Source organism: Devosia limi DSM 17137 (genome assembly GCF_900128975.1).
In the GTDB taxonomy this organism is placed as follows: Bacteria; Pseudomonadota; Alphaproteobacteria; order Rhizobiales; family Devosiaceae; genus Devosia; species Devosia limi.
This window is the reverse complement of the sequence record NZ_FQVC01000001.1, coordinates 429,525-456,468: the sequence shown is the minus strand read 5'-3', so window position 1 is coordinate 456,468 and position 26,944 is coordinate 429,525. Positions and strand designations below refer to the sequence as shown.

General features: G+C 62.7%; 23 protein-coding genes, 1 tRNA gene and 1 rRNA gene. 15 read left to right on the top strand and 10 right to left on the bottom strand.

The features are described 5' to 3' along the window. The first annotated feature begins 78 nt into the window (after positions 1–78). The 4 genes from rrf to BUA69_RS02035 all read left to right on the top strand — a co-directional run bounded on the left by rrf (position 79) and on the right by BUA69_RS02035 (position 5,507). Positions 79–194 (top strand): 5S ribosomal RNA (gene rrf, locus BUA69_RS02050). A gap of 459 nt (positions 195–653) precedes the next feature. Further along, positions 654–2,870, top strand: coding sequence for a mechanosensitive ion channel domain-containing protein (locus BUA69_RS02045; protein WP_052950604.1), 2,217 nt, complete (start codon positions 654–656; stop codon positions 2,868–2,870). 172 nt (positions 2,871–3,042) lie between these two features. Beyond that, complete coding sequence (locus BUA69_RS02040; RefSeq protein WP_082093861.1) at positions 3,043–4,281, top strand: lytic murein transglycosylase; 1,239 nt, start codon at positions 3,043–3,045, stop codon at positions 4,279–4,281. Positions 4,282–4,502: 221 nt separating this feature from the next. Further along, positions 4,503–5,507, top strand: coding sequence for an alpha/beta hydrolase (locus BUA69_RS02035; protein WP_244468772.1), 1,005 nt, complete (start codon positions 4,503–4,505; stop codon positions 5,505–5,507). A gap of 11 nt (positions 5,508–5,518) precedes the next feature. Here the strand turns inward: BUA69_RS02035 and BUA69_RS02030 are convergent, their stop codons facing one another. The 4 genes from BUA69_RS02030 to BUA69_RS02015 all read right to left on the bottom strand — a co-directional run bounded on the left by BUA69_RS02030 (position 5,519) and on the right by BUA69_RS02015 (position 8,271). Continuing rightward, positions 5,519–5,929 carry a VOC family protein gene (locus BUA69_RS02030; protein ID WP_046135693.1) on the bottom strand — a complete coding sequence of 137 codons (411 nt, stop codon included), beginning with the start codon at positions 5,927–5,929 and terminating at the stop codon, positions 5,519–5,521. Between the two features lie 74 nt (positions 5,930–6,003). Continuing rightward, entirely contained in the window at positions 6,004–6,489 is a 486-nt protein-coding gene (bfr, locus tag BUA69_RS02025; RefSeq protein ID WP_046135692.1) for a bacterioferritin, read from the bottom strand. Further along, on the bottom strand, positions 6,455–6,766 hold the full coding sequence (locus BUA69_RS02020) for a (2Fe-2S)-binding protein (RefSeq protein ID WP_046135691.1): 312 nt from the start codon (positions 6,764–6,766) through the stop codon (positions 6,455–6,457). Before BUA69_RS02020 ends, bfr begins: the two co-directional genes overlap by 35 nt. 128 nt (positions 6,767–6,894) lie before the next feature. Next, positions 6,895–8,271, bottom strand: a complete 1,377-nt coding sequence (locus BUA69_RS02015; RefSeq protein WP_143154377.1) for a putative bifunctional diguanylate cyclase/phosphodiesterase — start codon at positions 8,269–8,271, stop codon at positions 6,895–6,897. A gap of 151 nt (positions 8,272–8,422) precedes the next feature. On the opposite strand from BUA69_RS02015, the gene BUA69_RS02010 reads away from it, so the two are divergent. Continuing rightward, positions 8,423–9,232, top strand: a complete 810-nt coding sequence (locus tag BUA69_RS02010; RefSeq protein ID WP_046135690.1) for an alpha/beta hydrolase — start codon at positions 8,423–8,425, stop codon at positions 9,230–9,232. Between the two features lie 64 nt (positions 9,233–9,296). Continuing rightward, positions 9,297–10,568 (top strand): SEL1-like repeat protein, encoded by a 1,272-nt coding sequence (locus BUA69_RS02005; RefSeq protein ID WP_052950600.1) that lies wholly within the window; start codon positions 9,297–9,299, stop codon positions 10,566–10,568. Between the two features lie 3 nt (positions 10,569–10,571). Here BUA69_RS02005 and BUA69_RS02000 read toward each other — a convergent pair whose 3' ends face one another. Continuing rightward, positions 10,572–11,270 (bottom strand): DUF599 domain-containing protein, encoded by a 699-nt coding sequence (locus BUA69_RS02000; RefSeq protein WP_046135689.1) that lies wholly within the window; start codon positions 11,268–11,270, stop codon positions 10,572–10,574. 60 nt (positions 11,271–11,330) lie between these two features. Continuing rightward, positions 11,331–12,368, bottom strand: a complete 1,038-nt coding sequence (locus tag BUA69_RS01995) for an aldo/keto reductase (RefSeq protein WP_046135701.1) — start codon at positions 12,366–12,368, stop codon at positions 11,331–11,333. Positions 12,369–12,629: 261 nt separating this feature from the next. On the opposite strand from BUA69_RS01995, the gene BUA69_RS01990 reads away from it, so the two are divergent. After that, positions 12,630–12,706: transfer RNA gene (locus BUA69_RS01990), tRNA-Met, on the top strand. A gap of 536 nt (positions 12,707–13,242) precedes the next feature. On the opposite strand, the gene BUA69_RS01985 is transcribed toward BUA69_RS01990, so the two are convergent. After that, positions 13,243–14,847 carry a serine hydrolase domain-containing protein gene (locus BUA69_RS01985; protein ID WP_052950599.1) on the bottom strand — a complete coding sequence of 535 codons (1,605 nt, stop codon included), beginning with the start codon at positions 14,845–14,847 and terminating at the stop codon, positions 13,243–13,245. 75 nt (positions 14,848–14,922) lie between these two features. Beyond that, on the bottom strand, positions 14,923–16,449 hold the full coding sequence (locus tag BUA69_RS01980) for an ABC transporter substrate-binding protein (protein WP_046135688.1): 1,527 nt from the start codon (positions 16,447–16,449) through the stop codon (positions 14,923–14,925). Between the two features lie 512 nt (positions 16,450–16,961). Here BUA69_RS01980 and BUA69_RS01975 point away from each other — a divergent pair. The 6 genes from BUA69_RS01975 (at position 16,962) to BUA69_RS01950 (ending at position 22,208) form a co-directional block, all read left to right on the top strand. Beyond that, complete coding sequence (locus BUA69_RS01975; protein WP_046135687.1) at positions 16,962–17,753, top strand: cytochrome c oxidase subunit II; 792 nt, start codon at positions 16,962–16,964, stop codon at positions 17,751–17,753. A gap of 62 nt (positions 17,754–17,815) precedes the next feature. Next, positions 17,816–19,585: a cytochrome c oxidase subunit I gene (locus BUA69_RS01970; RefSeq protein WP_046135686.1), complete on the top strand. Its 1,770-nt coding sequence runs from the start codon at positions 17,816–17,818 to the stop codon at positions 19,583–19,585. Further along, on the top strand, positions 19,582–20,301 hold the full coding sequence (locus BUA69_RS01965; protein ID WP_046135685.1) for a cytochrome c oxidase subunit 3: 720 nt from the start codon (positions 19,582–19,584) through the stop codon (positions 20,299–20,301). Before BUA69_RS01970 ends, BUA69_RS01965 begins: the two co-directional genes overlap by 4 nt. Beyond that, positions 20,298–21,014, top strand: a complete 717-nt coding sequence (locus BUA69_RS01960) for a heme-copper oxidase subunit III family protein (RefSeq protein WP_046135684.1) — start codon at positions 20,298–20,300, stop codon at positions 21,012–21,014. Before BUA69_RS01965 ends, BUA69_RS01960 begins: the two co-directional genes overlap by 4 nt. Before the next feature lie 5 nt (positions 21,015–21,019). Further along, positions 21,020–21,376 carry a cytochrome C oxidase subunit IV family protein gene (locus tag BUA69_RS01955; protein WP_046135683.1) on the top strand — a complete coding sequence of 119 codons (357 nt, stop codon included), beginning with the start codon at positions 21,020–21,022 and terminating at the stop codon, positions 21,374–21,376. A gap of 160 nt (positions 21,377–21,536) precedes the next feature. Further along, the gene (locus BUA69_RS01950) at positions 21,537–22,208 is read left to right on the top strand and encodes a GntR family transcriptional regulator (RefSeq protein WP_143154376.1); all 672 of its coding nucleotides are present in this window, start codon (positions 21,537–21,539) and stop codon (positions 22,206–22,208) included. Positions 22,209–22,393: 185 nt separating this feature from the next. Here BUA69_RS01950 and BUA69_RS01945 read toward each other — a convergent pair whose 3' ends face one another. Continuing rightward, a complete protein-coding gene (locus BUA69_RS01945; protein ID WP_046135698.1) occupies positions 22,394–23,788 on the bottom strand; it encodes an L-serine ammonia-lyase in 1,395 nt (464 codons plus the stop codon). 160 nt (positions 23,789–23,948) lie between these two features. Between BUA69_RS01945 and BUA69_RS01940 the strand changes: the two genes are divergently transcribed. Next, the gene (locus tag BUA69_RS01940) at positions 23,949–24,554 is read left to right on the top strand and encodes an alpha/beta hydrolase (protein ID WP_046135682.1); all 606 of its coding nucleotides are present in this window, start codon (positions 23,949–23,951) and stop codon (positions 24,552–24,554) included. A gap of 18 nt (positions 24,555–24,572) precedes the next feature. Here BUA69_RS01940 and BUA69_RS01935 read toward each other — a convergent pair whose 3' ends face one another. After that, positions 24,573–25,019, bottom strand: a complete 447-nt coding sequence (locus BUA69_RS01935; protein ID WP_052950598.1) for a hypothetical protein — start codon at positions 25,017–25,019, stop codon at positions 24,573–24,575. Positions 25,020–25,146: 127 nt separating this feature from the next. Between BUA69_RS01935 and BUA69_RS01930 the strand changes: the two genes are divergently transcribed. Beyond that, complete coding sequence (locus BUA69_RS01930; RefSeq protein WP_046135681.1) at positions 25,147–26,928, top strand: sensor domain-containing diguanylate cyclase; 1,782 nt, start codon at positions 25,147–25,149, stop codon at positions 26,926–26,928. The last annotated feature ends 16 nt before the right edge of the window (positions 26,929–26,944 follow it).

Here is a 26,944-nt window from a genome sequence, read left to right as displayed (position 1 = left end):
AGCCAAGCCTCCTTGCATGGGAGAGGACTTGGCCATACAGAACAAAAACCAGAATTCACACCGTATGTTTTTCGCTGACCTTGTGGTTCTTGCGAGGAGCCCAGGACCCGATCCCATCCCGAACTCGACCGTCAAATTCCTCTGCGCCAATGGTACTAAGTCTCAAGGCTTGGGAGAGTAGGTCGCTGCAAGGTCTGCCAAAAACATACGGCTCTCAATACAATCTCGAAATTCAAAACCCCCGTCAGCGAAAGCCGACGGGGGTTTTGCGTTTCCAGGACCGGAATTGATCAACGAGAGCGGCTGGGGCCGCAATCACCGCCCGGCGTCGCGAGCCGGTCCTTACGCCGTCGCGTCACAGCGGCGACACGCCGAGGCCGCAAGCTGGATTGCCCGGACAAGCCGGGCAATGACGCTGGGGAAAATTGGGGGTCCAGGTGCATGTCCCGGACGTGGGTAGGATTCAGCAAAGCCGGACGTGGGTAGGCTTCAGCAAAGAGTGGCTGTGCTTGGGCGCAACATTGACGAGCGCGGCGCTCGCGGATTGTTCAGCGTGCAACTGGCGGCGCTGAGCCGGCTTATTTCAACTAGGGGGTTGACCGGACGCCATACACCGCCATGCTCAGGCCAATGTTCCTGACCTAAGTAGTTTCATGCGGTTTATCCTCCTCGTTGCGACATTTCTGCTCTTCATCATGCCAGCGAGCGCGCAGGTGCCCGGATTGCCGATGGCCGGTGCGGCCGCTGCCCCGGCCCCGACAAGCGCCGAAACCGATGCGACAATCGATGAATTGATCCGCATCATCGAGGACGACGCGTCGCGCGCCGTCCTGCTGGAGCGGCTCAAGCAGACGACGGGGGATACGGCTGCGGTCGAGGCCGCGGAAGTGCCGCCCGATCTGTCGATTGCCCGCAAGCTGGCGGAATATACGCAGGCTGTGGCCGAGGGGATTTCGGCGACGCTGCGCATGCTGGGGCAGTTATTCGGAGAATTGCGGGACGGCTTCAGCGGCACTTTCAGCGCCAATCTCGACGAGATTCGCGCGGCAGCCGTGGGTGTTCTGGTGGTCGGCGTGGCGCTGATTGGCGGCTTCCGGCTGATCTATCTGGGCGTCCTGGCGCTGCAGCGGATGATCGGGCGGCGGGTTGCGGGGCGGAACTGGCCGGCGCGGATCGCCGGTGCGATCGGTGGGGCGGCGGTCGATAGCGCCGCGGTCGTGCTGGTCTGGGCTCTCGGTTATGTGGTCGCGCTCAATGTCGTGGGCGCGCCGCGCGGACAGATGGGGATCAATCAGTCGCTGCTGGTCAATGCCTTCCTGGTCGTCGAATTGCTCAAGATGGTGGTGCGGGTCGCGCTCGCGCCGCGGGTGCCGGCCTTGCGATTATTGCCGGTGGGCGATGCCAATGCCGCATATTGGGCTTTCTGGCTGGCGCGGATCATTTCGCTGGTTGGCTATACGTTCATGTTCGTTTCGCCGGTGATTGCCGCCTATGTGACCGTGGGGGCGGCGGGAGCCGTGCAGGTACTGGTCATGGCGACGGCGGTGACCATCGGTATCGTGATCGTCCTGCAGAACAAGCAGGATGTCCGCGACTGGCTGACCATGCTGGCCGAGCGGCGGGGCAATGACGGAATTGGCCAGGTGCTGCTGCTGATCGGGCAGTACTGGCACATGGTGGCGATTGCCTATCTCGTGGCGCTGCTGGTGGTGTGGTTCGCCAATCCGGAACAGGCGCTGCCCTTCATGCTGGCGGCCACGGTGCAATCGGTGATCGCCATCCTGACGGGCGTCGTGATCATCACCTTCATCTCGCGTTTTATCAAAGTGGGGCTGCGCCTGCCCGCCGATGTCAAGGAGCGGCTGCCATTGCTGGAGGCGCGGTTGCACGCCTTTGTGCCCAGGGTCATGCAGGTCGTGCGCCTCCTGGTGCTGGCTGGCGTGCTGATCTCGGTTGGCCAGGCCTGGAAGCTGTTCGACTTCGCCGGCTGGATTGCCAGCGACAGCGGCCAGCAACTGGCCGGGGCGGTGATTTCGGCGGCGATCATCGTCCTGATCTGCATCATGCTTCATATCGGGGTGGCGTCCTGGGTCGAGTACCGGCTCAATCCCAATCACGGCACGCCGCCTACGGCGCGTGAGAAGACGCTGCTCAGCCTGTTCAAGAACGCTTTTACCGTATCGCTGGTGGTGTTCGGGATGATGCTGGCCCTGGCGCAGATCGGGGTCAATATCGCGCCGCTGCTCGCCGGTGCCGGCGTCCTCGGGCTGGCCATCGGTTTTGGTTCGCAACGGCTGGTGCAGGACATCATTACCGGCGCCTTCATTCAGCTCGAGAACGTGATGAACGAGGGCGATGTGGTGGAGGCAGCGGGCAAGTCCGGTGTGGTCGAGCGGCTGACCATCCGTTCGGTGTCCATCCGCGACCTCAACGGCACCCTGCACCTGATCCCGTTTTCCTCGGTCGATCAGGTCTCCAACATGGTCAGGGGCTTCTCGTTCCATGTGGCCGAGATCGGCGTCGCCTATGACAGTGATATTGCAGAGGTCAAGCTGGCGATGCAGGAGGCATTCGACCGGCTGATGCAAACCGAGCACAAGGACAGCATCCTCGACGATCTGGACATGCAGGGCATCATCGCCTTTGCCGCATCTGCCGTGACCGTGCGGGCGCGCATCAAGACCTTGCCCGGCAAGCACTGGTCCACAGGGCGTGCCTATAGCGAATTCGTCAAGATCGTCTTTGCCGAGCGCGGAATCGAGATCCCCTATCCGCACGTCACCTGGGTGCAGGGCGGGGAGGCGCGGGCGTCCGGTCGGGTGCTGTTGCCGTCGCAGCCGCCCGCAGAGCCACCAGCACAGCCGGGTTGACCGCTTTGTGATCGGGGAACCGGCGGCAATGGCTTTGCCTTAAGGCGATCTTAATTTGGTGGGTTAAAATAGTGATACGCGCCCGCTCGCTCAATGGCGAGAGCGCGCCGGGAGGCCCTGGGCGACCCGACCTCTCCCGTGACTGTTGTCGCTGCGTATCACGAGGCCAGCCATGCTGCATTTCTTCGGCCAATCCCTTGGCATTTCCAAACGTCTGTCGTCGCCGGCGCGACTGATGTCGTCGCTGGCGCTCGCCGCGATGCTGTCGATCGCGTCCATGCCCGTCGCGATGGCCAACAGCGCCGACTTCGTCCGCAGTCTGTGGCCGCAGGCGGAAGCGCGCGGGGTGAGCCGGCAGGCTTTCGAGGCCGCGTTCGCGGGGTACAGTCCGATCCGGCAGGTGATGGAACTCACCCGCAAGCAGCCCGAATTTTCCCAGACGGTGCAGCAGTATCTGGGCAAGCGCATCACCGATGCGCAGGCGCAGAAGGGCCGCGCCATGCGGGGGGAATGGAACCAGACCCTGAGCGGGGCGCAGCAGCGCTATGGCGTGCAGCCCGAGATCGTGCTGGCCATCTGGGGCATGGAAACCAATTTCGGTGGCTATATGGGTGGCAATAACACCATCCATGCGCTGGCGACGCTGACCGAGGGCGGTTACCGCACCGACTTCTTCCGCAATGAATTGCTGACTGCCCTGCGCATCGTCTCCGATGGGCATGTGACGCCGTCCAAGATGGTCGGCTCCTGGGCCGGGGCCATGGGGCATACCCAGTTCATGCCCTCGAGCTTCATGCGCTATGCGGTCGATTACAATGGCGACGGTCGCAAGGATATCTGGAACTCGGTGCCCGATGCGCTGGGGTCGACCGCCAATTATCTCAAGGCATTCAATTGGCGGCCGGGCGAAACCTGGGGCTATGAGGTCAAGCTGCCGCGCGGCTTCGATTTTGCCGCGGCGCGACAGATCGAGCGGGCGCAACTGGGTAAGTGGCAAGCCATGGGGATCCAGCGCGTATCGGGCAAACCGTTTCCGCGCCCCAACGATGTCGGCCGGCTCTATCTGCCGGCGGGCGCCAATGGCCCGGCTTTCCTGCTGCTGCCCAATTTCGATGTGATCAAGCGCTATAACAATTCGGACAGCTATGCCCTGGCCGTTGGCCATCTGGCCGATCGGATCATCGGCGGCGGCGATTTCGCTACCCCCTGGCCGGCGGGCGATTACGCCCTCAACAAGAACCAGCGCGCCGAGTTGCAGTCCCTGCTCAACCGGGCCGGGTTCAATGTCGGCACGCCCGATGGCGTTATCGGTCCCAAGACGCGGGCGGCAGTCATGGCCTATCAGAGCCGCGCCGGGCTGGCGGCCGATGGTCATGTTTCCGGGCGCCTGCTGGATGCCCTCAAGCGCTGAGGTTACGTTAACCTTTGGTTAACTCTATCGGCGCAGCATCGCCGGGCTTAAGCAGCAGAGGGCAGGCATCGCCTCGGAACTTGAGGCTCCTGCCCTCGCCCAAGCCCCGGCAATCCCCGCGCGATCACAATGGCGCCAGCCCGATGCCGGCGGTCACAAATTCCCCGGTATTGTCCGTCATGCCGTGGCTCCCTCCTGCTTTCCGTTTGAACCGCCAGCTCATGTCCAAATCTGCATTGAAGTCGCCGCTCCGTATCGCTTTCATGGCGCTGTCCGTCGCGTTCGCGCTGCAGGCGGCGCCGGCCATGGCGCTATCGGTCATGGATCCTTTCAACCTGCCGGCCGCCATGGATGGCGGGACCGCAAAGGTCGGGGATGGAATTGCCTATGCCGATGGGGCCCGCAATCGGCTGGATGTCTATGCGCCCGAGCAGCGCGGGGAGCCAGCACCGGTGGTGTTTTTCATCTATGGCGGCGGCTGGAACCGCGGCGAGCGCAGCGACTATCAGTTTGTCGGCCGGGCGCTGGCGGCGCGCGGCTTCATCACCGTGATCGCCGATTACCGGCTGGTGCCAGAAGTGCGCTATCCCGAATTTCTGGAAGACAGCGCCAGTGCCCTCAAATGGGTGCAGGACAATATTGCCAGCTATGGTGGCGACCCCAATCGGCTGTTCCTGGCGGGCCATTCGGCTGGCGCCTATAACGCGATGATGCTGGCGCTCGATCCGTCCTATCTGAAGGAATATGGCGTCACCTTGCCGATCCGTGCCGTGGCCGGCCTGTCGGGCCCCTATGATTTCTATCCGTTCGAATATGGCGAAGTGCGCGAGGCGTTCGGGCAGGCACCCAATCCCGAGGGTACGCAACCGGTCAATCTGGTCACCAGCGATACCCCGCCAATGTATCTGGCGACCGGCACGACAGACCCGATCGTGCGGATGCAGAATACCGAGCGCATGGCGCACAAGCTGCAGGAGAACGGGGTTTGGGTGACGACCCGCTTCTATGAGGGTTTTGGCCATATGGAGCCGGTGATCGCCATGGGCGCACTGTGGCGCTGGCGGGCGCCGGTGCTCGACGACATGGTGACCTTCTTCAACCGCTTCGGCGCGTTTCCCAGCGGCGTGCCCTATGTGGCGGTTACGCCGGACCCACCGGAAGGAGCGACCGGGACGATGGACAAGGTGATTGGCGAGCTGGACGCGCTGTTCCAGCCGGTGCAGTAGACGGGGCTCGATCAGGCCGGGGTGATCTCGACCGAGGCGGCGCTACGCCTGTTGGGCCCATGGAATACGGCTTCAATGCTGTTGCCGTCGGGATCGAGCACGAAGGCGCCATAATAGCCGGGGTGGTAATGACGTTCGCCGGGCGGGCCATTATCCCTGCCGCCGGCGACGAGTGCCGCCTGGTAGAAGGCGTCGACCATGGCGCGGTCCCTGGCCTGGAAGGCCAGGTGGATATGGGTGGGCACGCTGCGCGCGTCAGCGGCATCGACAAACAGCTCGTCGAGCTGAAACCAGCCTTCGCCGGATTGTTCGATCCGCAGGCCCAGCGCAGCGAAGACGGCGGTGTAGAAATGGCGGGTATTGGCGAAGTTGCGGGCGCGTAGATGCACGTGGTCGATCAGGCGACCGGTATGCCAGGCCATAACGCACTCCAAAATCACAACCGACATGAAAAGTCCGCCCGGACCGAAGTCGGGCGGACTGAAATTGCTGCCGCTTATTCGGCTTCGTCGGCCGAGGCGGAATTGAGCTGGCCGTATTTCTCGACGCCGATCTTGTCGAGCAGTTCGAGCTGGGTTTCGAGGAAATCGATATGGCCTTCCTCGTCGGTCAAAAGGGCCTCGAACAGGTTCTTGGAAACGTAGTCACCAAGCTGTTCGCAGAGCTCGCGGCTGGCCTTGTAGGCGGCACGGGCATCGTATTCGCCGGCCAGATCGGCCTCGAGGACTTCCTTGATGGTCTGGCCGATTCGCAGCGGCGCGACGCGCTGCAGGTTCGGATGACCTTCCAGGAAGATGATGCGCTCGATCAGACGATCGGCATGGTGCATCTCTTCAATGGATTCAGCCCGCTCCTTGGAGGCCAGCTTCTTGTAGCCCCAGTCATCGAGAAGACGAAAGTGGACCCAATACTGGTTGACTGCGCCGAGTTCGAGAAAGAGGGCCTCGTTAAGCCGCTCGATGACTTGTGCTTCGCCTTTCACGACGATCTCCACTCCGTTGCTGCTTGAGTTTGGCAAGGTGGGCCTGAACGTCAATCAGTTCACCCGCCGGGTGCTCGTGCTGGATGTGGTAGTTTTCGGTGACGCGAACGATAATGTCCACCACATTTGGCACGCAGCCGCTGCACTTGGCCCGGCGTTCCAGTTCGCGGTAGACCTTGGCCGGAACCACAAGCTGCCAGGGATCGGCGTTCAGCAGGTCAAGGACGATGTCCTCGATTTCCTTGCTGGTGATCATGTTGCATTGGCAGACGAGCATGGCGCCGGACGGGTTGGACTAACGAGACGGCGGCATACAATCCCCGTCATACATGATTGTCAATGTCAGATATTGTCGCGATGGCAGCGAGCCACCGGTATCGGGGGGGACATGAGCCGGCCTTGCCGTCAGGGGCGGACCGCGAGCCAGTCGGCAAATTGGGGGGCGGGCATCGGCCGGGCCATATGATAGCCTTGTCCCTCCTCGCAGCCGAGCTCGCGCAGCACACCATAAGCGTGAGCGGTTTCAATGCCTTCGGCACAGACACGGAAACCCAGGCCCTGGGCCATCGAGACGATGTGGCGGAGCAGGAAGTCGTTGTCTCCCGGCGCTATCAGCGGGCGAACGAAGGATTGGTCGATCTTGAGCACATCGGCCGGTATGCGCGCCAGGTAACTCAGATTTGAGTAGCCGGAGCCGAAGTCATCGAGCGCGACATTGATGCCGGCGCCGCGCAGGCGGCTCAGCTGGGCAATGGTGCGGGCGGAATTGGTCGCCAGCGTGCCTTCGGTGAACTCGAGTTCGACATGGTGCGGGGCAAGGCCGGCCGCATCGCAGCGGTGCAGCAACTGATCGTCAAAGCCGGCTTCAGCGACATTGACGGGCGAGGCGTTGATCGAGATGCGGAGGTCATGGCCGGCATCGAGAAACTGCCGGTTCTGACGGAGCGCGGTATCGATGACCCAATCGGTCAGTGGCGCGATCAATGCAGTCTGCTCGGCCAGCGGCACGAACTCGGCCGGCGAGATGGGCCCCAGCTCGGGATGGTGCCAGCGCAGCAGGGCTTCGGCCCCATGGCAGGCCCCCGAGGCGAGCTGGATGCGCGGTTGATAGTGCAGGCTGAGCTGTCCGGCAGTAGCGATGGCGCCGGGCAGGTCGGCCAGAATGCGAAAGGCGCGCAGATGGGCGGCGTCGGTTTGGTGATTGTAAAAGGCAAGCCTGGGCTCGATGCGGCGGCTGTCCTGGGCGGCCACCAGCGCGGCGCGCAGAGACTCCGTGCCATCGGCATGGACTGACAGCGGCAGCAGCCCGACGCCAACCTGGGTCTTGACCGGGATGGCCTCGACCTCGATGGCCCCGGCAAAGGCGGCGGCGATAACAGCGGCAATAACCGGGATCTGGGCGGTGTCGTCGACATCCAGCACCAGAGCGAAGCTGAGGACGCTGACGTGAAACAGCCGCGTCTCATAGGGCAAGAGCGAGGCCAGCAGGTCGGCCCCGGCGCGCACGAAATCCTCGGCAAAGGCCATGCCCAGCGCGCGCAGCATTTCGTTGTAATGGCGGGCTTCGGCCAGGGTAACCAGCATCAGGGTTTGCGGCGTGCGAGGGGACAGCAGGGCCGGAAACTGTTCGATGAATTGCAGGCGATTGGGCAGGCGGGTGACATGGTCATAACGCCCGATCAGCGCCATCGCCGCCGCATTGGGCTGCAGCAATGCCTCCAGCGGCATTGTCCTGCCATTGGCATCTGTTTGTTGCGCTGTGCTGCGTGCCGCCTGGCTCACATCCGTGCCCTTTTGCTGGCATCCGCCAGTGCGGGAGCTTTGCCTTATGGGCCCTTAACTTGCGGTGAACCCTGTGGAAAATCCCGTAGGCAGGCGGAAACAATCTTAGCGCTTTACCCGTATCTGTGAGCACAGCGAATTCGGGGCGGGCATGGCCATTTCAATTCTGAGCGTCATTAACATTCTCAGCCCCAAGGACGCTGGCTCGCGCAAGCTGGCACGCGATGTGCCTTATGGCGCAGGGCCACGCCGGCAGCTCGATATCTATGCGCCCAAGCACAAGCTCGGGCCGCTGCCGGTGGTGTTCTTCATCTATGGCGGCGCGTGGAGCGATGGCAGCCGCCGCAATTATGATTTTGCCGGTCGGGCGCTGGCAGCGCAGGGTTTTGTGACGGTCATCGCCGACTATCGGGTATTGCCCGAGGTCGAATATCCCGATTTTCTGGTCGATTGCGCCGCGGCCTTTGCCTGGACGGTGGACAATATCGACCGGTATGGTGGCGATAGCCGGCGCATCGGATTGATGGGGCATTCGGCCGGCGCCTATAATGCCATGATGTTGGCGCTGGATCCGGCCTATCTGGCGGCGGCGGGCCTGAGCGATCGGGTCAAGGCTGTGGTCGGGCTATCGGGGCCCTATGACTTCTTTCCCTTCGATGGTCCGATCTCGCTGCGCACCTTTGGCGCGGTGCGCGATCCCAGGGCGACCCAGCCGATCAATCACATCGCCGGGACGTCCCCACCGATGCTGCTGGCGAGCGGCGACAGGGACACACTGGTCTATCCGCGCAACACGCTGGCGCTGGCGCAAAGACTGCGGCAGGCGGGGGGCGTGGTGGTTGAGACCCACTATGCCCGCTTGGGGCATCCAGGGACGCTGATGGCGTTGGGCCGACCGGCGCGGCGCCTGGCCCCGGTGCTGGCCGAAAGCGCGGCATTCCTGCATCGGCAACTGGGCTGAACAGCCTTGCTGGGGGCAGGCGCGGACGGCTAAACTCGATCGCTCAGGACTGCAGGAGCCACCCATGCGCGCGATCAAACGCCAAATGCTGTGCACCCGCCTGGCCGTGCTGCTGGCAGCACCGCTTGTTGCCCCGGGACCCGCCTGGGCCGGCCCCGATTTCGATGCCTGTGCGGCGCAGGCGGCGAGCCAGTTCGAAACCGGCTTTGAGAGCATCGGCCGCGACACCTTCAGGATCGACGCGACCAAGGCCATCGCTGCCTGCAGCAAGGCGCTGGCTGGCGAGCCCGATTCCATACAGCTCAAGGCCTGGCTGGCACGCGCCTATTTTGCCGCCGGGGAGACCTCAAAGGCGGTGCCGCTGTTCGAAGAGGCGGTTGCGGCGGGCAATGTGGTGGCCCTCTCCATCCTTGGCGACATGCTGACCACCGGTGATGGCATCGAGGCGGATATGGTGCGGGGGGCGCAATTGCTGACCCGGGGCGCCGAGGCCGGCTTTGCTCCGGCGCAGAACAGTCTGGGCCTGTCCTATGATTTTGGCGAGGGCGTCGCGCAGGACTATGGCGAAGCCGCTCGCTGGTATCGGGCCGCCGCCGAGCAGGGGCTGGCCAAGGGACAGTCCAATCTGGGGTTGATGTATCAGGAAGGGCTGGGGGTGCCGCGCGATTATGTGGCGGCGGCGGCGTGGTTCGAGCGCGCCGTGGCACAGGGCGATGCGATCGGCCAGGTCAATCTGGGCAAGCTGCTGCAGGATGGCCTGGGCCAGGCGGTCGATCAGGAACGAGCGGTCGCACTGTATCGCGCTGCCGCTGAGCAGGGCGATGTGCATGGGCAGAACAATCTGGGCTATATGCTCGAAAACGGCCTGGGCGTGCCCGAGGATGTCGCCGCCGCCGCCGCGCTCTATCGGCAGGCAGCCGATCAGGGGCTGGCGCTGGCCAAACATAATCTTGGCCTGCTCTATGAAGACGGGCGCGGGGTGCCGCAGGACTACAAGCGCGCGCTGACGCTCTATACCGAGGCGGCTGAAGACGGCGAAATGCGGGCTGCGGTCAATCTGGGTCTGCTTTATCTGGATGGGCTGGGCACCAATATCGACTATGCCGAGGGGCGGCGATGGACCGAGATCGCGGCCGAAGCCGGCCAGCCGGTGGCGCTCAACAATATGGGCCACATCTACGAGAACGGGCTGGGCGTGACGGCCGATCATGCCAGGGCGCTGGACTATTACCAGCGGGCCGCCGATGCCGGATACCAGCTGGCGGTCGACAATCTGGTGCGGCTCGAAGACGCGGCGGCGCAGGCGGACGTCACCGGCAAGACCAAGCAGAAATAGCCGCTATTGCGACTGTTCCCGGCGGCGCGCTGCCATGACCGCAGCGTTGGCGGCGGTGCGGTGCGCCGACGAGAAGAATTCACGGTGCAGCAGGAGCATGATCGTCACCACGCAGGCGATGATTGCCAGCCATTCCGAGACGAACCATGCCACCGTCGCCACCGAGAAATAATAAGCGCGTACGCCGCTATTGAAGTTCCTGGCGCCCAGGCCGTTCATCTGGGCGATGGCCCGGATTTCATCGGGTGCGGTGCTGCCATCGCGGTCCATGGCGCCCAGCATGATGCAGAAATGGTTGAACTGGCGCAGCGACAGGGTAAAGGCAAAAAACGCCAGCACGAACAGCGCCAGCATCACCACCAGATGCACCAGCACTTCCTGCACGCCATAGATGCGTTCGATCGAGAGCAGCTGCAGCGCATCCATCAGCGCCGGCAATTGGCCGAATACTGCAAAGACTGCCAGGATCAGCAGCACGGCGGTGGAGGCGAGAAAGCTTACCGAGCCCATGATATTGCCGGAGAGAATGGCATCGAACGGGCTTTCGCGCTGGGTCGCATTGGCCACCCAGCGCTGGCGCTGCATGTTCATGATCACCGAGAGCGAGGGGCGCCGCTTTTCGATCAGCGGCACCACGATATTGTAGCCGAGATAGCAGATCAGCGGAAAAAACGTCGACAGCAGCGACAGTGAAATCTGCATGGTTCTCAACTCAGTCTGGGGGTGGCAGCGCGATCATAGCGTGGCGTGGCGAAAACGCTATCAGATGGGGCGGGGATAGCGCCGGTGGATCGCCTCGATGCCATTGAGCACTTCGGGGCTGAGACCGATATCGAGCGCGCCCAGGGCATTGCGTAATTGTTCGGTGCTGGTGGCGCCAACAATCACCGCGGTCATGAAGGGACGCGACAGGCAGAAGGCAATCGCCATCTGCGCCGGGTCCAGCCCATGTTCGCCAGCCAGTGCGACATAGGCGGCGACGGCGGGTTCTGAATATTCGTTCAGCCGCCACAGGCCTTTCTGATAATCGGCGCGGCTGGGCCTGGGGATCACCCCACCCAGATATTTACCGGTCAGGATACCGGCCGCCAAAGGCGAATAGGCGAGCAGGCCGACATCCTCGTGGTGGCTGAGCTCGGCCAGGTCGAGATCGAAGTGACGGCGGATGAGACTGTATTCGTTCTGCACCGACACCAGGCGCGGCAGGTCATGACGCTCGGCCAGCTTGAGCCATTCGGCTATGCCCCAGGTCGTTTCGTTGGAAACGCCGGCATGGCCGATCTTGCCTTCGGCGATCAGGTCCTTGAGCCCTTCGAGAAGGTCGAGGAGGTTGGCCAGAACGTCGGCGGTGTCCTGCCTGTGCGGGGCGTAGGTCCAGGAGCCGTCGAAATTGTAGCTACCGCGCGAGGCCCAATGGATCTGGTAGAGATCGATATGGTCGGTCTTGAGCCGGCGCAGACTGGCTTCCACCGCTTCGCGCAGGGTGCGCTTGTCGGCACGCTGGCCATCGCGCAGGAATTTGGTGCCGCCACCGCCAATCTTGCTGGCCAGGATCCACTGGTCGCGCTTGCCGGTCTTTTGGAACCAGTTGCCGATGATCTCTTCGGTGCGGCCCGAAGTCTGCGGGCTGCCGGGCACCGCATAGAGCTCGGCGGTATCCATGAAATTGACCCCGGCGTCGAGCGCCATGTCGATCTGGGCATGGCCTTCGGCCTCGGTGTTCTGGCTGCCCCAGGTCATGGTGCCGAGACAGATTTCGGTAACCCGCAGATCGGTGCGGCCCAGCGGCTTCAATTTCATGGTGATTTGGTCCTCAGCGTCGGCAAGAGCGGGCAGCATAGTGCAAACCCACCTGTCGGGGCAGGGCTTGGCCACAGAAATGCTGCGTAAAATCATGACACTGCGGGCATTTTCCGCCAGGTTTTGGGGGCGACGTCAAAAAACTGTCACCAGGGGCAATTTAAGCCTTGAGCTATCCGGCCGGACCTCCTATATACCCCTCACGTCGCGGCACCGGCCGCACTGATGACCCCGCCCCATCGGCATAGTTATCTAAATTGACGCGGGATGGAGCAGCCCGGTAGCTCGTCAGGCTCATAACCTGAAGGTCGCAGGTTCAAATCCTGCTCCCGCAACCAAAAAAGCCCAGCATACCCTCGTGGTCTGCTGGGCTTTTCCTTTTCAAGCCTGGAAACTCTGCAAGCAGGCCATGGACTTGAACGTCCACGGACTGTTTATCGGTAGCGGGCGTGATGACAGCTTTGTCGATCATGCCGCCTTGGCGCCATAGGTGGTGCCTTCGTGCGTGTAGATGCCGACGAGTTCGACCCCGTCGAGGGCGGCAATGGCTGCGGCTTCCGGCGCTTGCGTAAATGGCATCGGTAATGGCAACGACACGCGTTGCCAATTGTGCGCAGCGGCCGAAACGGTGATCGGTCTGACAAAGTCGCTGGCTGCCCACAATACGTGCAGCAAAACCAGGGTTACTGCGATCTGTCCCGGCCCGGTGGACAGCCCGTGTCTGCATCAGCGCGGCCCGCAATAGCGATTTCGGAGGCGAAACGGCGCAACGATGGGCTGTGGACGCGATGCGGCGTGGCGCGCCCACAGGCCAGCGGGGACGCACAACCAAAAGCCATGCCGATATCTAGGTCGGGCTGAACGAACCGATCGATCAAGATACCGCGTCAAGTCGCAGCGACTTGGTGCGGTCGCTGTTGATGACGATGTGATCCGGCTCGATAGTCAGCGTATATACCCATGGCAGTATCCAGGGCGCGAAACGCCATTGGTCATGCGCGGGCTTTGCCGCCGGATGGACGATGTAAAAATTGTCCTCGAGATAGGCCAGTTCCAGCGTCGCCGCCCCCATCGGCGAACAGACATATAGACATTGCACGCCCGCTGAATTCATGAAGATGCGCGCATCGAGTTGCTCAGCTGCTGCATGGTAGCGGCCAGGGGCGAGGGGTGGTCGATCGTTGGCGGGCGCGGATGTGATCTTGCGGAAGGCGCGCTGCCTCCCGAACTTGGTGGCGACAATCTGGTTGGGCGACTGAGATGAGAGCGTGAAGGGCGGTATCGCCACATTGGGGGTCCAGCCCGCTTCAGCCGTGCCAATGAGCGCCGATGAGCCCATGCTCGTAACGAGGTCGCGCCCTGCGCCATTGTCGTTGATCACGAACAGGTCGTTGCCCCCGACCTCGCGGTAATGGCCGCATTCAAGGCTGCAAGCCGAGCGGTCTTGAATTGTCGTGCCGGCGATCAGCGCTGAAATTGCAGCACCCATTGCGAATGGGGAGAATTCATCGTGATTGGCCAGGATCAGGAGCGAGGCGTCGGCCTGCGGAAAACGGATGGATAACGAGCGAGATCCAGCGATCCACCCGCCATGGCCGACGCCCCGTCCAAGCCCGTCGCCTGACCAGACCAGACCCATGCCATAGGGGGAATCGACGGAATTGATCGTCGCTCCCGGGGCTTCCATACGGGCAATCAGGCCGGGATCGCATAGGGTTGGCTGCCGCAGCTCGGCAAGCCAGCGCTGCATGTCATTGCCAGTCGAAACCATGCCGCCTTCCCCGCCAATTGCAATCCCCCATGTCGATTTCAGCCACTCGCCCTCGTGCCGGCGGTGATGCGTGGCAAGGTTTGGCAGAATGACGTCATCGCGCGCCATCAGTCGCGTGCTGGGCATTCCCAGTGGCCCGGTAATGCGCTCCCGCAGCAGCGCATTGAAGGATTGTCCGCTGGCAATTTCCAAGATCTCTGAGAGCAGAAGGAAATTGGTGTTGCTGTAAACAAGGTCCTCGCCGACCGGAAAATTCAGGTCGCGGCTGAGCGCGGCCAGCTGCACCGACAGCGCGCGCGACGACGGCGACAGGATGGGCACGCCGGAGATGATCAGCATTTCCAGAATGTCTCGCAGCCCGCTGGTATTGGAGGCCAGGTGCCGCAGCGTGATCTTGGTTCCGTAATCGGGAAGGAATGGCAGATAGTCGCGAATGTCATCCTCAAAGGACAGCTTGCCATCGGCCTCCAGCATGAGGGCGAGCAGAACGGTGAACTGCTTGCTCTGCGAGGCGACGCGCATGACGCTGTCAAAGCCAAGCGGCACGGAATGGGCCAGGTCGGCCATGCCGACGGCGCGCTCATAGACGCGCGTGTCGCCTGCTGTGATCGCCGCCAGCACACCCGGCGACGTGCCTGTGTTCCATGGCGCGAGAAACCCGTCGAGCGTTTCGGTCAACAGGCGGAGTGGTGCATTGCCGACGTTCAAGGTCTTGCTCCAAAAATGAAAACGACTGGGCAACCGAACACTCGGTCGCCCAGATCTGTTGATTGAAGGCCAGGTTTATTCGGTGATGTAGGCGTTCCAAAAAGCGGGCCATGGGCTGGGTTCAAACCCGCCGAGCGATTTGGACTTTGACGACAGGGCGGAAAAGTCACCGATCTTGATCACCGGGGCCTGCTCGAAGTACAGCGCCTGCAGATCGGCAAACTTTTCAACACGCTCTTCGGTCGTGAGCGCAGCGTCGAACGCCAGGAGGGCAGCTGCCTTTTCGGGCGTGTCCCACCAGCCGCCCGCCGTTGGCGAGAAGATGAAGTTGAGCGACGGCTCAGGCAGGAACGGGCTGTGGGTAATGAACACGTCCCAAAGTTCGGGCTTCTTGTTCCGTTGAACCAAGGTTGCCCATTCAACGACCTGCATGTCGACCTTGAAGCCCGCCAGTTCCAGATAGGCCTGCGCAACCTGGGCCATCTTGTAGTGGAACGGATATTGCTGGCTGGTCAGGATGCGCAGGGGCTGCCCATCATATTCGGATTGAGCCAGGAACTCGCCTGCGGCCTCCGGATCACCGACATTGTAGCTCTCAATGCCCACTTCGCTGCGCCACACATAGCCCTCGGGGTAGAGTGGTCCGTCGACGCTGTAAAATTGAGTGTCGCCAAATGCGGCTATCAGCATGTCAGAGGTATCAAGGGCGGCCTGAACGGCCTTGCGCGCCATCGGGTCGGCGAGCACGCCTTCTTTGGTGTTCATTACAAAGATCGGCCAGCCGAAATGCTGGAGTAGCAACGCCTCGCTCTTGCCTTGCTCGAGGCGAGGATAGGCTTCTACCGGCAGTGAATCCACATAGTCGTACTCGCCGGCGACCGAGGCCTCGACGCGCGTATTGGCGTCGGGGACCGGCAGGAAGCGAATTTCGTCAAGGTAGGCGTGGCGCGCACCGGCGAACTTGGAAGGATCTTCGCTGCGCGAACTATAGTCATCGAAGCGAACCAGCTGAATATACTGATCGGGCAGGTGTTCCTGCAGCTTGTAGGGACCGGTGCCGGTCACCTTTTCGAGCGGAACTGCAACGTCTTCCTCAGGGATAATGATGGCTGCGGCATTGTTGAACGCCAGCAGCGACAGAAGCGGCGCATAGGGGCGGGTGAGGGTAATCCTGATGGTGAAATCATCGATTGCCTCAATGGCTTCGATAGCGGCCGCCGCCTGCTTGCCACGCGAGGCGACTTCGGTCCACCGCGTGAGGGAGGCGAGCACATCGCTCGATGTCATTGCCGAGCCATCGTGGAAGGTGATGCCTTGGCGCAGCGCGATGGTGTAGACGGTGCCGTCCTCCGAAATTTCCGGCAGATCGACAGCCAACAAAGGCGCGACTTTCCAGTCGGCGTCAAATGTATAGAGCGTTTCGAAAATGTGCTGGGTAATCGTGCCTACAATATCCGTGGCACTGACCATCGCGTCCAGCGTCGGCGGTTCGCCGATGGTGGCGATGTCGGCGACGCCGCCGTGGGATTGAGCTGATGCCCCCGGTGCCGTCGCTGCCAACGCGATCAGTGAACAGGTCAGTGCCAGGCCTAAACGCTTCATATCGTCCCTCCGTTTATTACATAATAATGTAATATATGCTTTAATACGGATATGGTGCGATACGCTTTTGGCGAGGGTCAAGGTCGTCTTTGGTATAATCTGGGTGGTGGTCATGCTGCAGGATCCACCCCAGGCCCGGCACAGCGGGCGTTGCGGGACGTCCGCCATCAAGCGTTTCTGACCCTGCAGGGCGCTGCACGCGACATAGGCAGCGCGACAGCAGCCCAGCCGTGAGACGCGCGGTCCCCTGGATGCGCGCTATGCCAGGCACCCCTGCGGCAAGTTGACATTTCGAGTCGGTGGTGAAATTCTTCAAGGGGCTGCGCGGCTTGGTAAAGCACGGCAGCCAATTGCGTCGTGTCTGTTCCTGCGTTGGGTCACCAGATCTGGTGATGCGAGGGGCGTGGCCATGCGAACGACAGTCATAATCTATTGCCTAGGCTGGCCGGGAGATCGTTTGTCTCCGCTATGCGCTGCCCATCGAACTCTCCCAGGCCGGAGGTGAGGGTGCGATGGTCATTGCAGTTGTCCTGGTGCTCATTGTCGTGGGATCGGTGCTGTTCCACTTTCTCAGCCCCTGGTGGTTCTCGCCGCTGGCGTCGAACTGGAACTATATCGACGATACAACGGTCCTGACATTCTGGATCTGCGGCGCGGTGTTTTCGGCGCTGCTGCTGTTCGTCGCCTATTGTCTGTTTCGCTTCCGCCACACGGAAGGCCGCAAGGCTGCCTACGAACCCGAAAACAAGCGGCTGGAGGGGTGGCTGACCGCAATCACCGCGGGTGGCGTCATCGCCATGCTGGCGCCGGGCCTGCTGGTCTGGGCGCAGTTTGTTCAGGTGCCTCCGGCCGCCACCGACGTGGAGGTGATCGGCCAGCAATGGTTATGGAGCTTTCGCCTGCCGGGCGCCGACGGCCAATTGGGGGCCGCGGACAACCGGCTGGTCAGCCCGGACAATACGCTGGGTGTCAGCCCGACCGATCCGGCCGGGCAGGATGATGTGCTGATCGAGGGCGGGGAACTGCTGATCCCGGTGGGCCGGCCTGTTCGGTTCCTGCTGCGCTCGATCGACGTATTGCACAATTTCTATGTCCCCGAATTCCGGGCCAAGATGGACATGATACCGGGGTCGGTCACCTATTTCTGGGTGACGCCAACGCAGCCCGGAACTTACGAAATTCTTTGCGCGGAACTCTGCGGCGTGGGGCATTCCTACATGCGCGGCGTGGTGACGGTCGTCACCGAAGAGGACTATCAGGCATGGCTTTCAGGGCAGGCGACATTTGCCAGCCTGAGCCTGTGAGCCCGTTCACGAGGTGATGCTGGGACAGCAGAAGGCGCAGAAGGAGATTTGAGGAGGACCCGATGACCGGCATCTCTCATGATGCGAGTGCAAGCGTGCCGCCCGCTGAAATCGAGGACATGGCGCTTTACCACCCCCGGAGCTGGTGGACGAAGTATGTCTTCTCGCAGGATGCCAAGGTCATTGCCGTACAATATGCGGTGACGGCCCTGAGCATCGGCATGGTGGCGCTCGTATTGTCCTGGTTGATCCGTCTGCAGCTGGGATTTCCGGGCCTGATCGAATTCATCGATGTCGACCGCTACTATCAGATCATCACCATGCACGGCATGATCATGGTCGTGTATCTGCTGACGGCGCTGTTTTTGGGCGGCTTCGGCAATTACCTGATCCCACTGATGGTGGGCGCGCGCGACATGGTGTTCCCCTACGCCAATATGCTCAGCTTCTGGCTGTATTTCGTGGCCGTCATGCTGCTGGTGATCAGCTTCTTCGTCCCGGGGGGGCCGACCGGCGCGGGCTGGACGCTCTATCCCCCGCAGGCCATCCTCTCCAACACGCCCGGCCAGCAATGGGGCATCATGCTGATGCTGGTGTCGTTGATCATCTTCATCATCGGCTTCACGCTGGGCGGCCTCAACTACACGGTCACCGTGTTGCAGGCGCGGGCGCGGGGCATGACGCTGATGCGCCTGCCGCTGACGATCTGGGGCATTTTCGTCGCCACGGTGATGGCGCTTCTGGCGTTCCCGGCCTTGTTCGTGGCAGCGGTCATGATGCTGTTCGACAAGTATCTGGGCACCAGCTTCTTCATGCCGACCCTGGTCGAGATGGGCGAGCAGCTGCGCTATGGCGGTGGCAGCCCCATCCTGTTCCAGCACCTGTTCTGGTTCTTCGGGCACCCGGAAGTTTACATCGTCGCGCTGCCCGCCTTCGGCATCGTTTCCGACCTGATCAGCACGCATGCCCGGCGCAACATCTTCGGCTATCGGATGATGGTGTGGGCAATTGTCGGCATCGGTGTGCTCAGCTTCGTGGTTTGGGCCCATCATATGTATGTCAGTGGCATGAACCCCTATTTCGGGTTCTTCTTTGCCACCACCACCCTGATCATCGCCGTACCGACTGCCATCAAGGTCTACAACTGGGTCCTGACCCTCTGGCGCGGCGACATTCACCTCAATGTGCCCATGCTCTTTGCGCTGGGCTTCATCGTCACCTTTGTCAATGGCGGCCTCTCCGGCCTGTTCCTGGGCAATGTCGTGGTGGATGTGCCGCTTTCCGATACGATGTTCGTGGTGGCGCATTTCCACATGGTCATGGGCGTGGCGCCGATTCTCGTCATCTTCGGGGCGATCTACCATTGGTATCCCAAGGTGACCGGCCGGATGCTCGGGGACCTGCTTGGCAAGTTCCACTTCTGGGTCACCTTTGTGGGCGCCTATCTGATCTTTTTTCCCATGCACTATCTGGGGCTGATGGGGCTGCCCCGGCGCTATTTCGACACGGCCGACATCATGATCATGCCGGCTTCGGCGCACACGCTGAACGCCTTCATCTCGATCATGGCCTTCATCGTGGGCTTCGCCCAGATCACCTTCGTGTTCAATCTGGTCTGGAGCCTGCGTCACGGCAAGCCGGCGGGTCCCAATCCATGGCGCGCGACCACCCTGGAATGGCAAACCCCGCAGACCCCGCCGGCACACGGCAATTGGGGCGACGAGCTCCCCCTGGTCTACCGCTGGGCCTATGATTACAGCGTTCCCGGCGCCAAGCAGGACTTCATTCCCCAGAACGAGCCGGGCACGCTGACCAGGGGGGGCACAGCATGAGCGCCATTCTGGGCTTCATCGCCATCGTGACCCTGATTGCCGGGTGGTGGCTGTCGCAGCAGGGGCTGACAGCCAAGCCCTGGTTGCAGATCGACCAGGCCGGCGGGGTGGCTGCGGGTGATCCCCGGCCCGCGGCGCCGGCGCAGGTGGGCCTGGGGGTCTTCCTGGCCGTGGTGGGATCGCTCTTTGCCCTGCTGGTCACCGGCTATCTGCTGCGCTCGGAAGGGCTGGACTGGCGCGACATGCCACTGCCCTGGATCGTGTGGCCCAATACGCTGATGCTGCTTGGTACCGGGCTGGCGCTGGAATGGGCGCTGGGGGCGGCCAGTCGCGGCGATATGGCCCGCATGCGGGCCGGCGTCCTGGTGGCCGGCGGCGGCGCGTTGCTGTTCCTCATTGGTCAGTTTGCCGGCTGGAGGATGCTGGCGGCGACCGGCAATTTCGTCAATTCGGGGCCGGCCGACAGCTTCTTTTACCTGATGACGGCGGCGCATGCTTTGCATGTGATCGGGGGCATGGTCGCGCTCGCGGTCACATTGGAGCGGATCCGGCGCAACGAGCGGGCCGAGCGGATCCGTCTCAGCGTCGAGCTCAGCGCCACCTATTGGCTGTTCATGCTGCTGGTCTGGATCGTGCTGCTGGGCGTGTTGTCGGGCTCGGCCGGCGAGTTCCTGGCGCTGTGCGGCCAGATCCTGTCCGAGGGGAGGCTGCCATGACAAAGCCTGCAGTGCCATCGTCCCAGGGGGGCGCAGCGTCGGGCTGGCGCGGTATCGTTGCCGACTGGTCATCCGACCAGCGCTCGTTCAAGACGGCGAGCTGGGGCAAGGTGATGATGTGGGTGTTCCTGCTGAGCGACACCTTCATCTTCGGCTGTTTCCTGCTGTCCTATATGACGGCGCGCCTGTCGACGACCGCGCCCTGGCCTAATGCCAGCGAAGTGTTCTCGCTGGAGATTGCCGGCCAGCATATGCCGTTGCTGCTGATCGCCATCATGACCTTCGTGCTGATCACCTCGAGCGGGACAATGGCGATGGCGGTCAATTTCGGCTATCGGCGCCAGCGCAGGAAGACCGCGCTGCTGCTGCTGCTGACCGCCGGCCTCGGCGTGATGTTTGTGGGCATGCAGGCGTTTGAATGGAGCAAGCTGATCGCCGAGGGGGTGCGCCCGTGGGAGAACCCATTCGGCGCCCCGCAATTCGGCGCCATCTTCTTCATGGTCACCGGCTTTCACGGCACCCATGTCAGCATTGGCGTCATCTTCCTGCTGGTGATCGCCCGCAAGGTCTGGCGTGGCGATTTCGATACCGGCCGCCCCGGCTTTTTCACCACCCGCAGAGGACGCTATGAGAGCGTCGAAATCATGGGCCTGTATTGGCACTTCGTCGATCTGGTCTGGGTGTTCATCTTCGCCTTCTTTTATCTGTGGTGAGCCAAATGAGCCATTCTGCGACTGCCGCACCGCCCGCCAGCAGCCATGAGGAGAACCAGCAGCACCCGATCCGGCTGTATCTGGTCGTCTGGGCGTGGCTGTTCATACTCAGCCTCGGCTCCTATCTGGTCGACATCGTGCAGTTCCAGGGCCTGCTGCGCTGGAGCCTGATCGTGACGCTGATGCTGCTCAAGGCCGGGCTGATCGTTTCGATTTTCATGCATATGCGCTGGGAGCGGCTGGCCTTGAGCTATGCCATCCTGGTGCCGCCGGTGCTGCTGCTGGTATTCGTGATGATCATGACGCTTGAGGCCAACCACACGCAGCTGACCCGGATGCTTTTCCTCAATGGCGGCACATGAGCCATCGGCGCGCACGGAGCAGGTAAGCTGGCGGGATGCGGCGTTGTGGCACCTGAAATGGCCGCCAGAACCGGGTAGGTGAAGACATGCACAAATCGTTTCTGTCCAACCTGCCGGCGGTCCCCGGTGCGAAAGCCAATATAGCCGCGGGGCCCTGCTGATGGCGGTGCCGAGCGCGGTCGCGGGCCTGTTGCGCCGGCCGGCCCGGCTGGGCGATGAGGTCTATAGCGCCATCTTTGCGCGCATCATGTCCCTCGACATTGCCCCGGGCACCAAGATCACGGTCGACGCCATGGCGCGGCAATTGGGTGTCTCGCAGACCCCGATCCGCGAGGCGCTGACGCGCCTGGAAGCCGAAGGACTGGTCATCAAGACCCACCTCGTCGGCTATAGCGCCGCGCCACAGCTGAGCGCCCGGCAACTGGCCGATCTCTATGAGTTGCGGCTGCTACTGGAACCCTTTGCCGCCCGCCGCTGCGCCGAGACGGCCAGCGACGCGGTGGCAGGGCATCTGGAGGCGATGGCCGCCGAAATGGAAGCACTCGCCCTGCAACAGGGGCTGGAGCCCTATGCCCAGTTCGCCCAGCTCGACATGGCCTTTCACGACCAGATCGTGGTCAGCGCCGGCAACGAGCAGGTGGTGGAGGCGCTGGCGCGGCTGCACACGCATGTGCATCTGTTCCGGCTGGTGTTCGAGGCGCAGGTGACGCGCGAGACCATTGCTGAGCATCAGGCGCTGGTATCGGCGATCCGGGCGCGGGATGGCGATGCGGCTGATATGGCGATGCGCCGCCATATCGAACGCTCGCGGGAGCGGTTCGAGGATCGCTAGGCGCTACGGCCCCGCGGGGCGACCAGCGTCGCTACTACCCGTGCTCGCCGATATCACCTCATCCACAGAGACATTCCCGCGCAGGCGAATGACCCGGTGATTGAAGCGACAGCCTTGGGGTCAGCCGCAGCCCAAAAAGGCAGCCCCGCGCATGCGGGTATCTCCTTGTCTGCGTCCAACCGAACTCAACACGCCACCACGTTCACCGCCAGGCCGGCCAGGCTGGTTTCCTTGTAGCGTTCGGACATGTCCATGCCGGTCTGGCGCATGGTTTCGACGCAGGCGTCGAGCGGCACGGCGTGGGTGCCATCGCCCTTCATCGCCAGCGAGGCGGCGGTGACGGCCTTGACGGCCCCAAAGGCATTGCGCTCGATGCAGGGGATCTGCACCAGCCCGGCAACGGGGTCGCAGGTCATGCCCAGATGATGTTCGAGGGCGATTTCGGCGGCGTTCTCGATCTGGAAGGGCGTGCCGCCCATGATGGCGCAGAGCCCGGCCGCGGCCATGGCCGAGGCGGAGCCGACTTCGCCCTGGCAGCCCACTTCGGCGCCTGAAATCGAGGCATTGTGCTTGATGATGCCGCCAATCGCGGCGGCGGTCAGCAGGTAATCGCGCACCGCATTCTGGTTGGCGGTGGCGTCGAATTTGAGAAAGTAGCGCATCACCGCAGGGATCACCCCGGCGGCGCCATTGGTCGGCGCGGTGACGACGCGGCCACCGCCGGCATTCTCCTCATTGACCGCCATGGCGTAAAGGCTCAGCCAGTCATTGGCCATCAGCGGGGTCAGTTCATTGCGTTGCCATTGCGCATCGAGTTGCAGGAAGATCGACCGGGCGCGGCGCTTGACGTTCAGCCCGCCGGGCATGACCCCGTCCTGCAGCAGGCCGCGATCGATGCAGGCGCTCATCGTCGACCAGATTTCGTCGATGCCGGCATTGAGCGCCTGGCGCGAGCGGGTGACTTCCTCATTGGCGCGTTTCATTGCTGCAATCGACAGGCCCGAACGCGCCGCCATATCCAGCATGTCGCGGGCATTGGCGAAGGGATAGGGCACATCGGCCTGGGCCGGCGAGGCGTCCTTGAGCGCCTCCAGTTCGGCGTCGCTGACCACAAAGCCGCCGCCGACCGAATAATAGATCCGGCGCAGCAGCAATTGCCCGTCTTCGTCGAAGGCGGTGAATTGCAGACCATTGGGATGGCCGGGCAGGGGGACCTTCTTGTCAAAGATCAGGTCGCGCACCGGGCGGAAGCGATAGGGCGGATGGCCGGGCGGATTGACCATGCCCGAAGCCTCGACCTCGGCAATCATGGCGTCCATCGCATCGGGATCGATCCCGCGCGGGTTTTGTCCACACAGGCCCAGGATCACCGCGCGGCCACTGCCATGGCCAATGCCGGTATAGGCGAGCGAGCCATGCAGGCTGGCGATGATCGCCGCCGGGCGGGCGCTGCGGGCGCGCGGCCAGATATCGGCCTTGAGCTCATCGAGAAAACGGTTGGCCGCCGTCATCGGCCCCATGGTGTGGGAGCTCGATGGGCCGATGCCGATCTTGAAGACGTCGAATATCGAAAGGAACATGGGCCCATTGTGCATGGCCAGGTTTGCAAGGCAACTCGACTTCTGCAGCAGGATGCCCGTTATTGTTGCAAAATCGGCAACAGTGCGGCGCGCGTAAAGCGGTTGCGTGCCGGGCCGCTGCCGCCGATATCTGGAGCCGACCCATTGGTGGAGAGCTTTCATGGCCCATTATCACTATCGCGAAGCGTCCGGCGCGACGCCGAACGCGCCCCTGTTGCTGCTGTTTCACGGCACTGGCGGGGACGAGAACCAGTTTTTCGACCTCGGCAATGAACTCCTGCCGGGCGCACGCATCGTGGCGCCGCGGGGCGATGTCTCCGAACACGGCGCGCTGCGCTATTTCAAGCGCACCGGCGAGGGTGTCTATGACATGGCCGACCTGGCGCTGCGCACCAGGCAAATGGCTGACTTCATTGGCGCGCGGATCGCCGAAAGCCAGCCTTCCAGGGTGGTCGGGCTGGGCTATTCCAATGGTGCCAATATTCTGGCTGCGGTGCAGTTTGCCGCGCCCGGCCTGCTTGATGCCTCGGTGCTGATGCATCCGCTGATCCCGTTTGTCCCGGCGCCAGCGCCGGGCCTGGCCGGTCGCAAGGTGCTGATCACCGCCGGCCGCCGCGACCCGATCGGGCCGGCCAGCGCCACCCAGGCACTGGCGGATTACTTCGTCGGCCAGGGCGCCGATGCCAGCGTGTTCTGGCACGATGGCGGCCATGAATTGCGTGGCGAAGAGCTGGGTGCGGCCCAGGCATTTTTGGCAGGCGTGTAGGGGCAGGGCACCGGCCTGTCACACCAGTCCATGCGCCTTCATTGCCGTCTCCTCATCCGGCGTCACATAGGCGAAGATCCGCGGCTCGCCGCTGGCGATGGTGACGAAGTAGAGGTTGCGGAAGCGCACATTGCCGCTATTGCCGTCCTTGTTGAGATAGCCGAAATCCCAGTCGACATGGGCGATGGCGTGCAGGTCATCCAGCCTGGTCACATCCACATGGGTGACGATCATGTGCCTGCCGCCGACGGCGCGGTAACGGGCAAATCCCTTGGGGATCATCTGCCTGAAAGCGGCATCATTGGCGCCGCCGAAGACGCCGCTGGGGCTCGATTCCACGAAATAGGGGGCGAATGCCGTGACGATGGGCTCGAAGTCCTCTGCGGCGGGATCGTGCAGGGCGGCGTTGCTGGCGTCGCCATAGGCCTCGAACAGGGCGCGGGTCTGGGCCTCGAGATCGCTCATGGTCTTGCTCCGTTGCGCAATTTCATGGGTTCAACGCGCCCGCGGGCCGAACGTTCACAGGCGCCGGCGCGCCGAAATTAACGCTCTCTAGAGAGCTCATCCTTAGGGTTGGGACAGGGATGGGCGGATGACTTCTGGCCCGTGCGGGGGCGAACAAATCGGCACGTTGAGACAAAGGATCGGGGCCAGCCTGCGCACACGGGTGCTGCTGGCAGTGCTGCTCGGCTTTGCCGTGGTGGCGATCCCGGCCTATGCAGCCTTTACCTGGATCGTCAATTCCACCGTTATCCAGCTCGGTACGCTGTTTGCGGAAAAGCAGGTGCTGTATGATCGTTATCGGGGCCTTGAGGCCCTGATGCGCGAAGTCACGCTGGCCGAGACACTGGCCGGTACGCAGGCGATCCGGGACTGGGCGCGCGACGAGAACGACCCCGAAAAAGCGCGCCGTGGCATTGCCGAGCTCGAGCATTTCCGGCAGTCCTTTACCGACAAGAGCTACTTCTTCGTCGTCGGGGCCTCGGGCAATTACTATTTCAACGACGCCGCCAATGCCTATGCCGGCGACCAGTTCCGTTATCAGCTGGATCCCGGAAATCCCCGCGACGGCTGGTATTACAATACCAGCGCGCTGGGCGATGGCTGCCATCTCAATGTCGATAATGACGATACGCTGCGCGTCACCAAGGTTTGGATGAATTGCGTGGTCCGCGAGGGCCAGCAGGTGCTGGGCATTCTGGGCACCGGGATCGACCTGACAGCCTTTATCCGCGAAGTGGTCAATGTGCCCCAGGTGGGCGTTACCGCAATCTTTGTCGATCGTGAAGGCGCGGTGCAGGCGCATCGCGACCGCGACCTGGTGGATTTCCATAGCCTGACCAAGGCGGTGGGCGACAGGAAGACCGTGTTCGCGATGTTCGAGCGGCCGCAGGATCAGGCGGCGCTGCGGGCGTTGATGCGCGATGTGGCCGCCGGCGAGACGCTGGTCAAATCGCAGTTCATGCATATGGGCGACAAGACCGTGCTGGTGGGCGTCGGTTATCTCGACCGGCTTGGCTGGTACAATGTCACGATCATGGATATCGACGCGATCATCGATCGCGGCCTGTTCCTGCCCATTGGGCTGCTGCTGGCGGCAATGATGGGACTGGTCGCCGCCATGCTGGTCGTGGTGTTCAAGCTGCAGGTGCTCGACCGTCTCAAGGGGCTTGAAGCTGCGGTGCGGCGCGTCGAGGCCGGCGATTTCAGCGCTGTCGCCGGGCTGCAGAAGGGCGATGGCGACGAGATCGAACGGCTGTCGCAGGCGTTCGGCGAAATGGCCGGGGCGGTGCGCGATCATACGCGCCAGCTGGAAAGCCGGGTGCGCGAGCGGACGCGTGACCTCGAGCAATTGGCGTTTCGCGATGTGCAGACCGGCATTGCCAATCGGCGCGGCTTCCTGACGGCCTTCGAGGCCGTCTCGCCCAATCAGCACCATGGCCTGTTGCTGATCGATATCGACCATTTCAAGTCGATCAACGATACTTTTGGACATGCTGCGGGCGATGCGGTGATCATCGAGATCGCCCGGCGCATCCGCGAGGCGGTGGGACCAGCCAATAGCTGTGCCCGCTGGGGCGGCGACGAATTTGTCGTGCTGTTCAATGGCTGCGTCGCCACGGCGCTGGGCAGCACGGCCTTCGGATTGATGGCGCAGATTTGCGATGCGCCAGTGCTGCTGCCCGATGGTCAGCTGGTCGCGGTTACGGTCAGCGTCGGCGGCTGTCTGCTGGAGCCGGGTGAAACCATCGAGAGAGCCACCGATATGGCCGACGCGGCGCTCTACACGGCCAAGGAGCAGGGCCGCAATCGGGTGACGATCTTCGACCCACAGGCCGGGGCCGCAAACAGAATGGCCCAAAACGCCCGCTAATGCGCTCCGCCGCTGC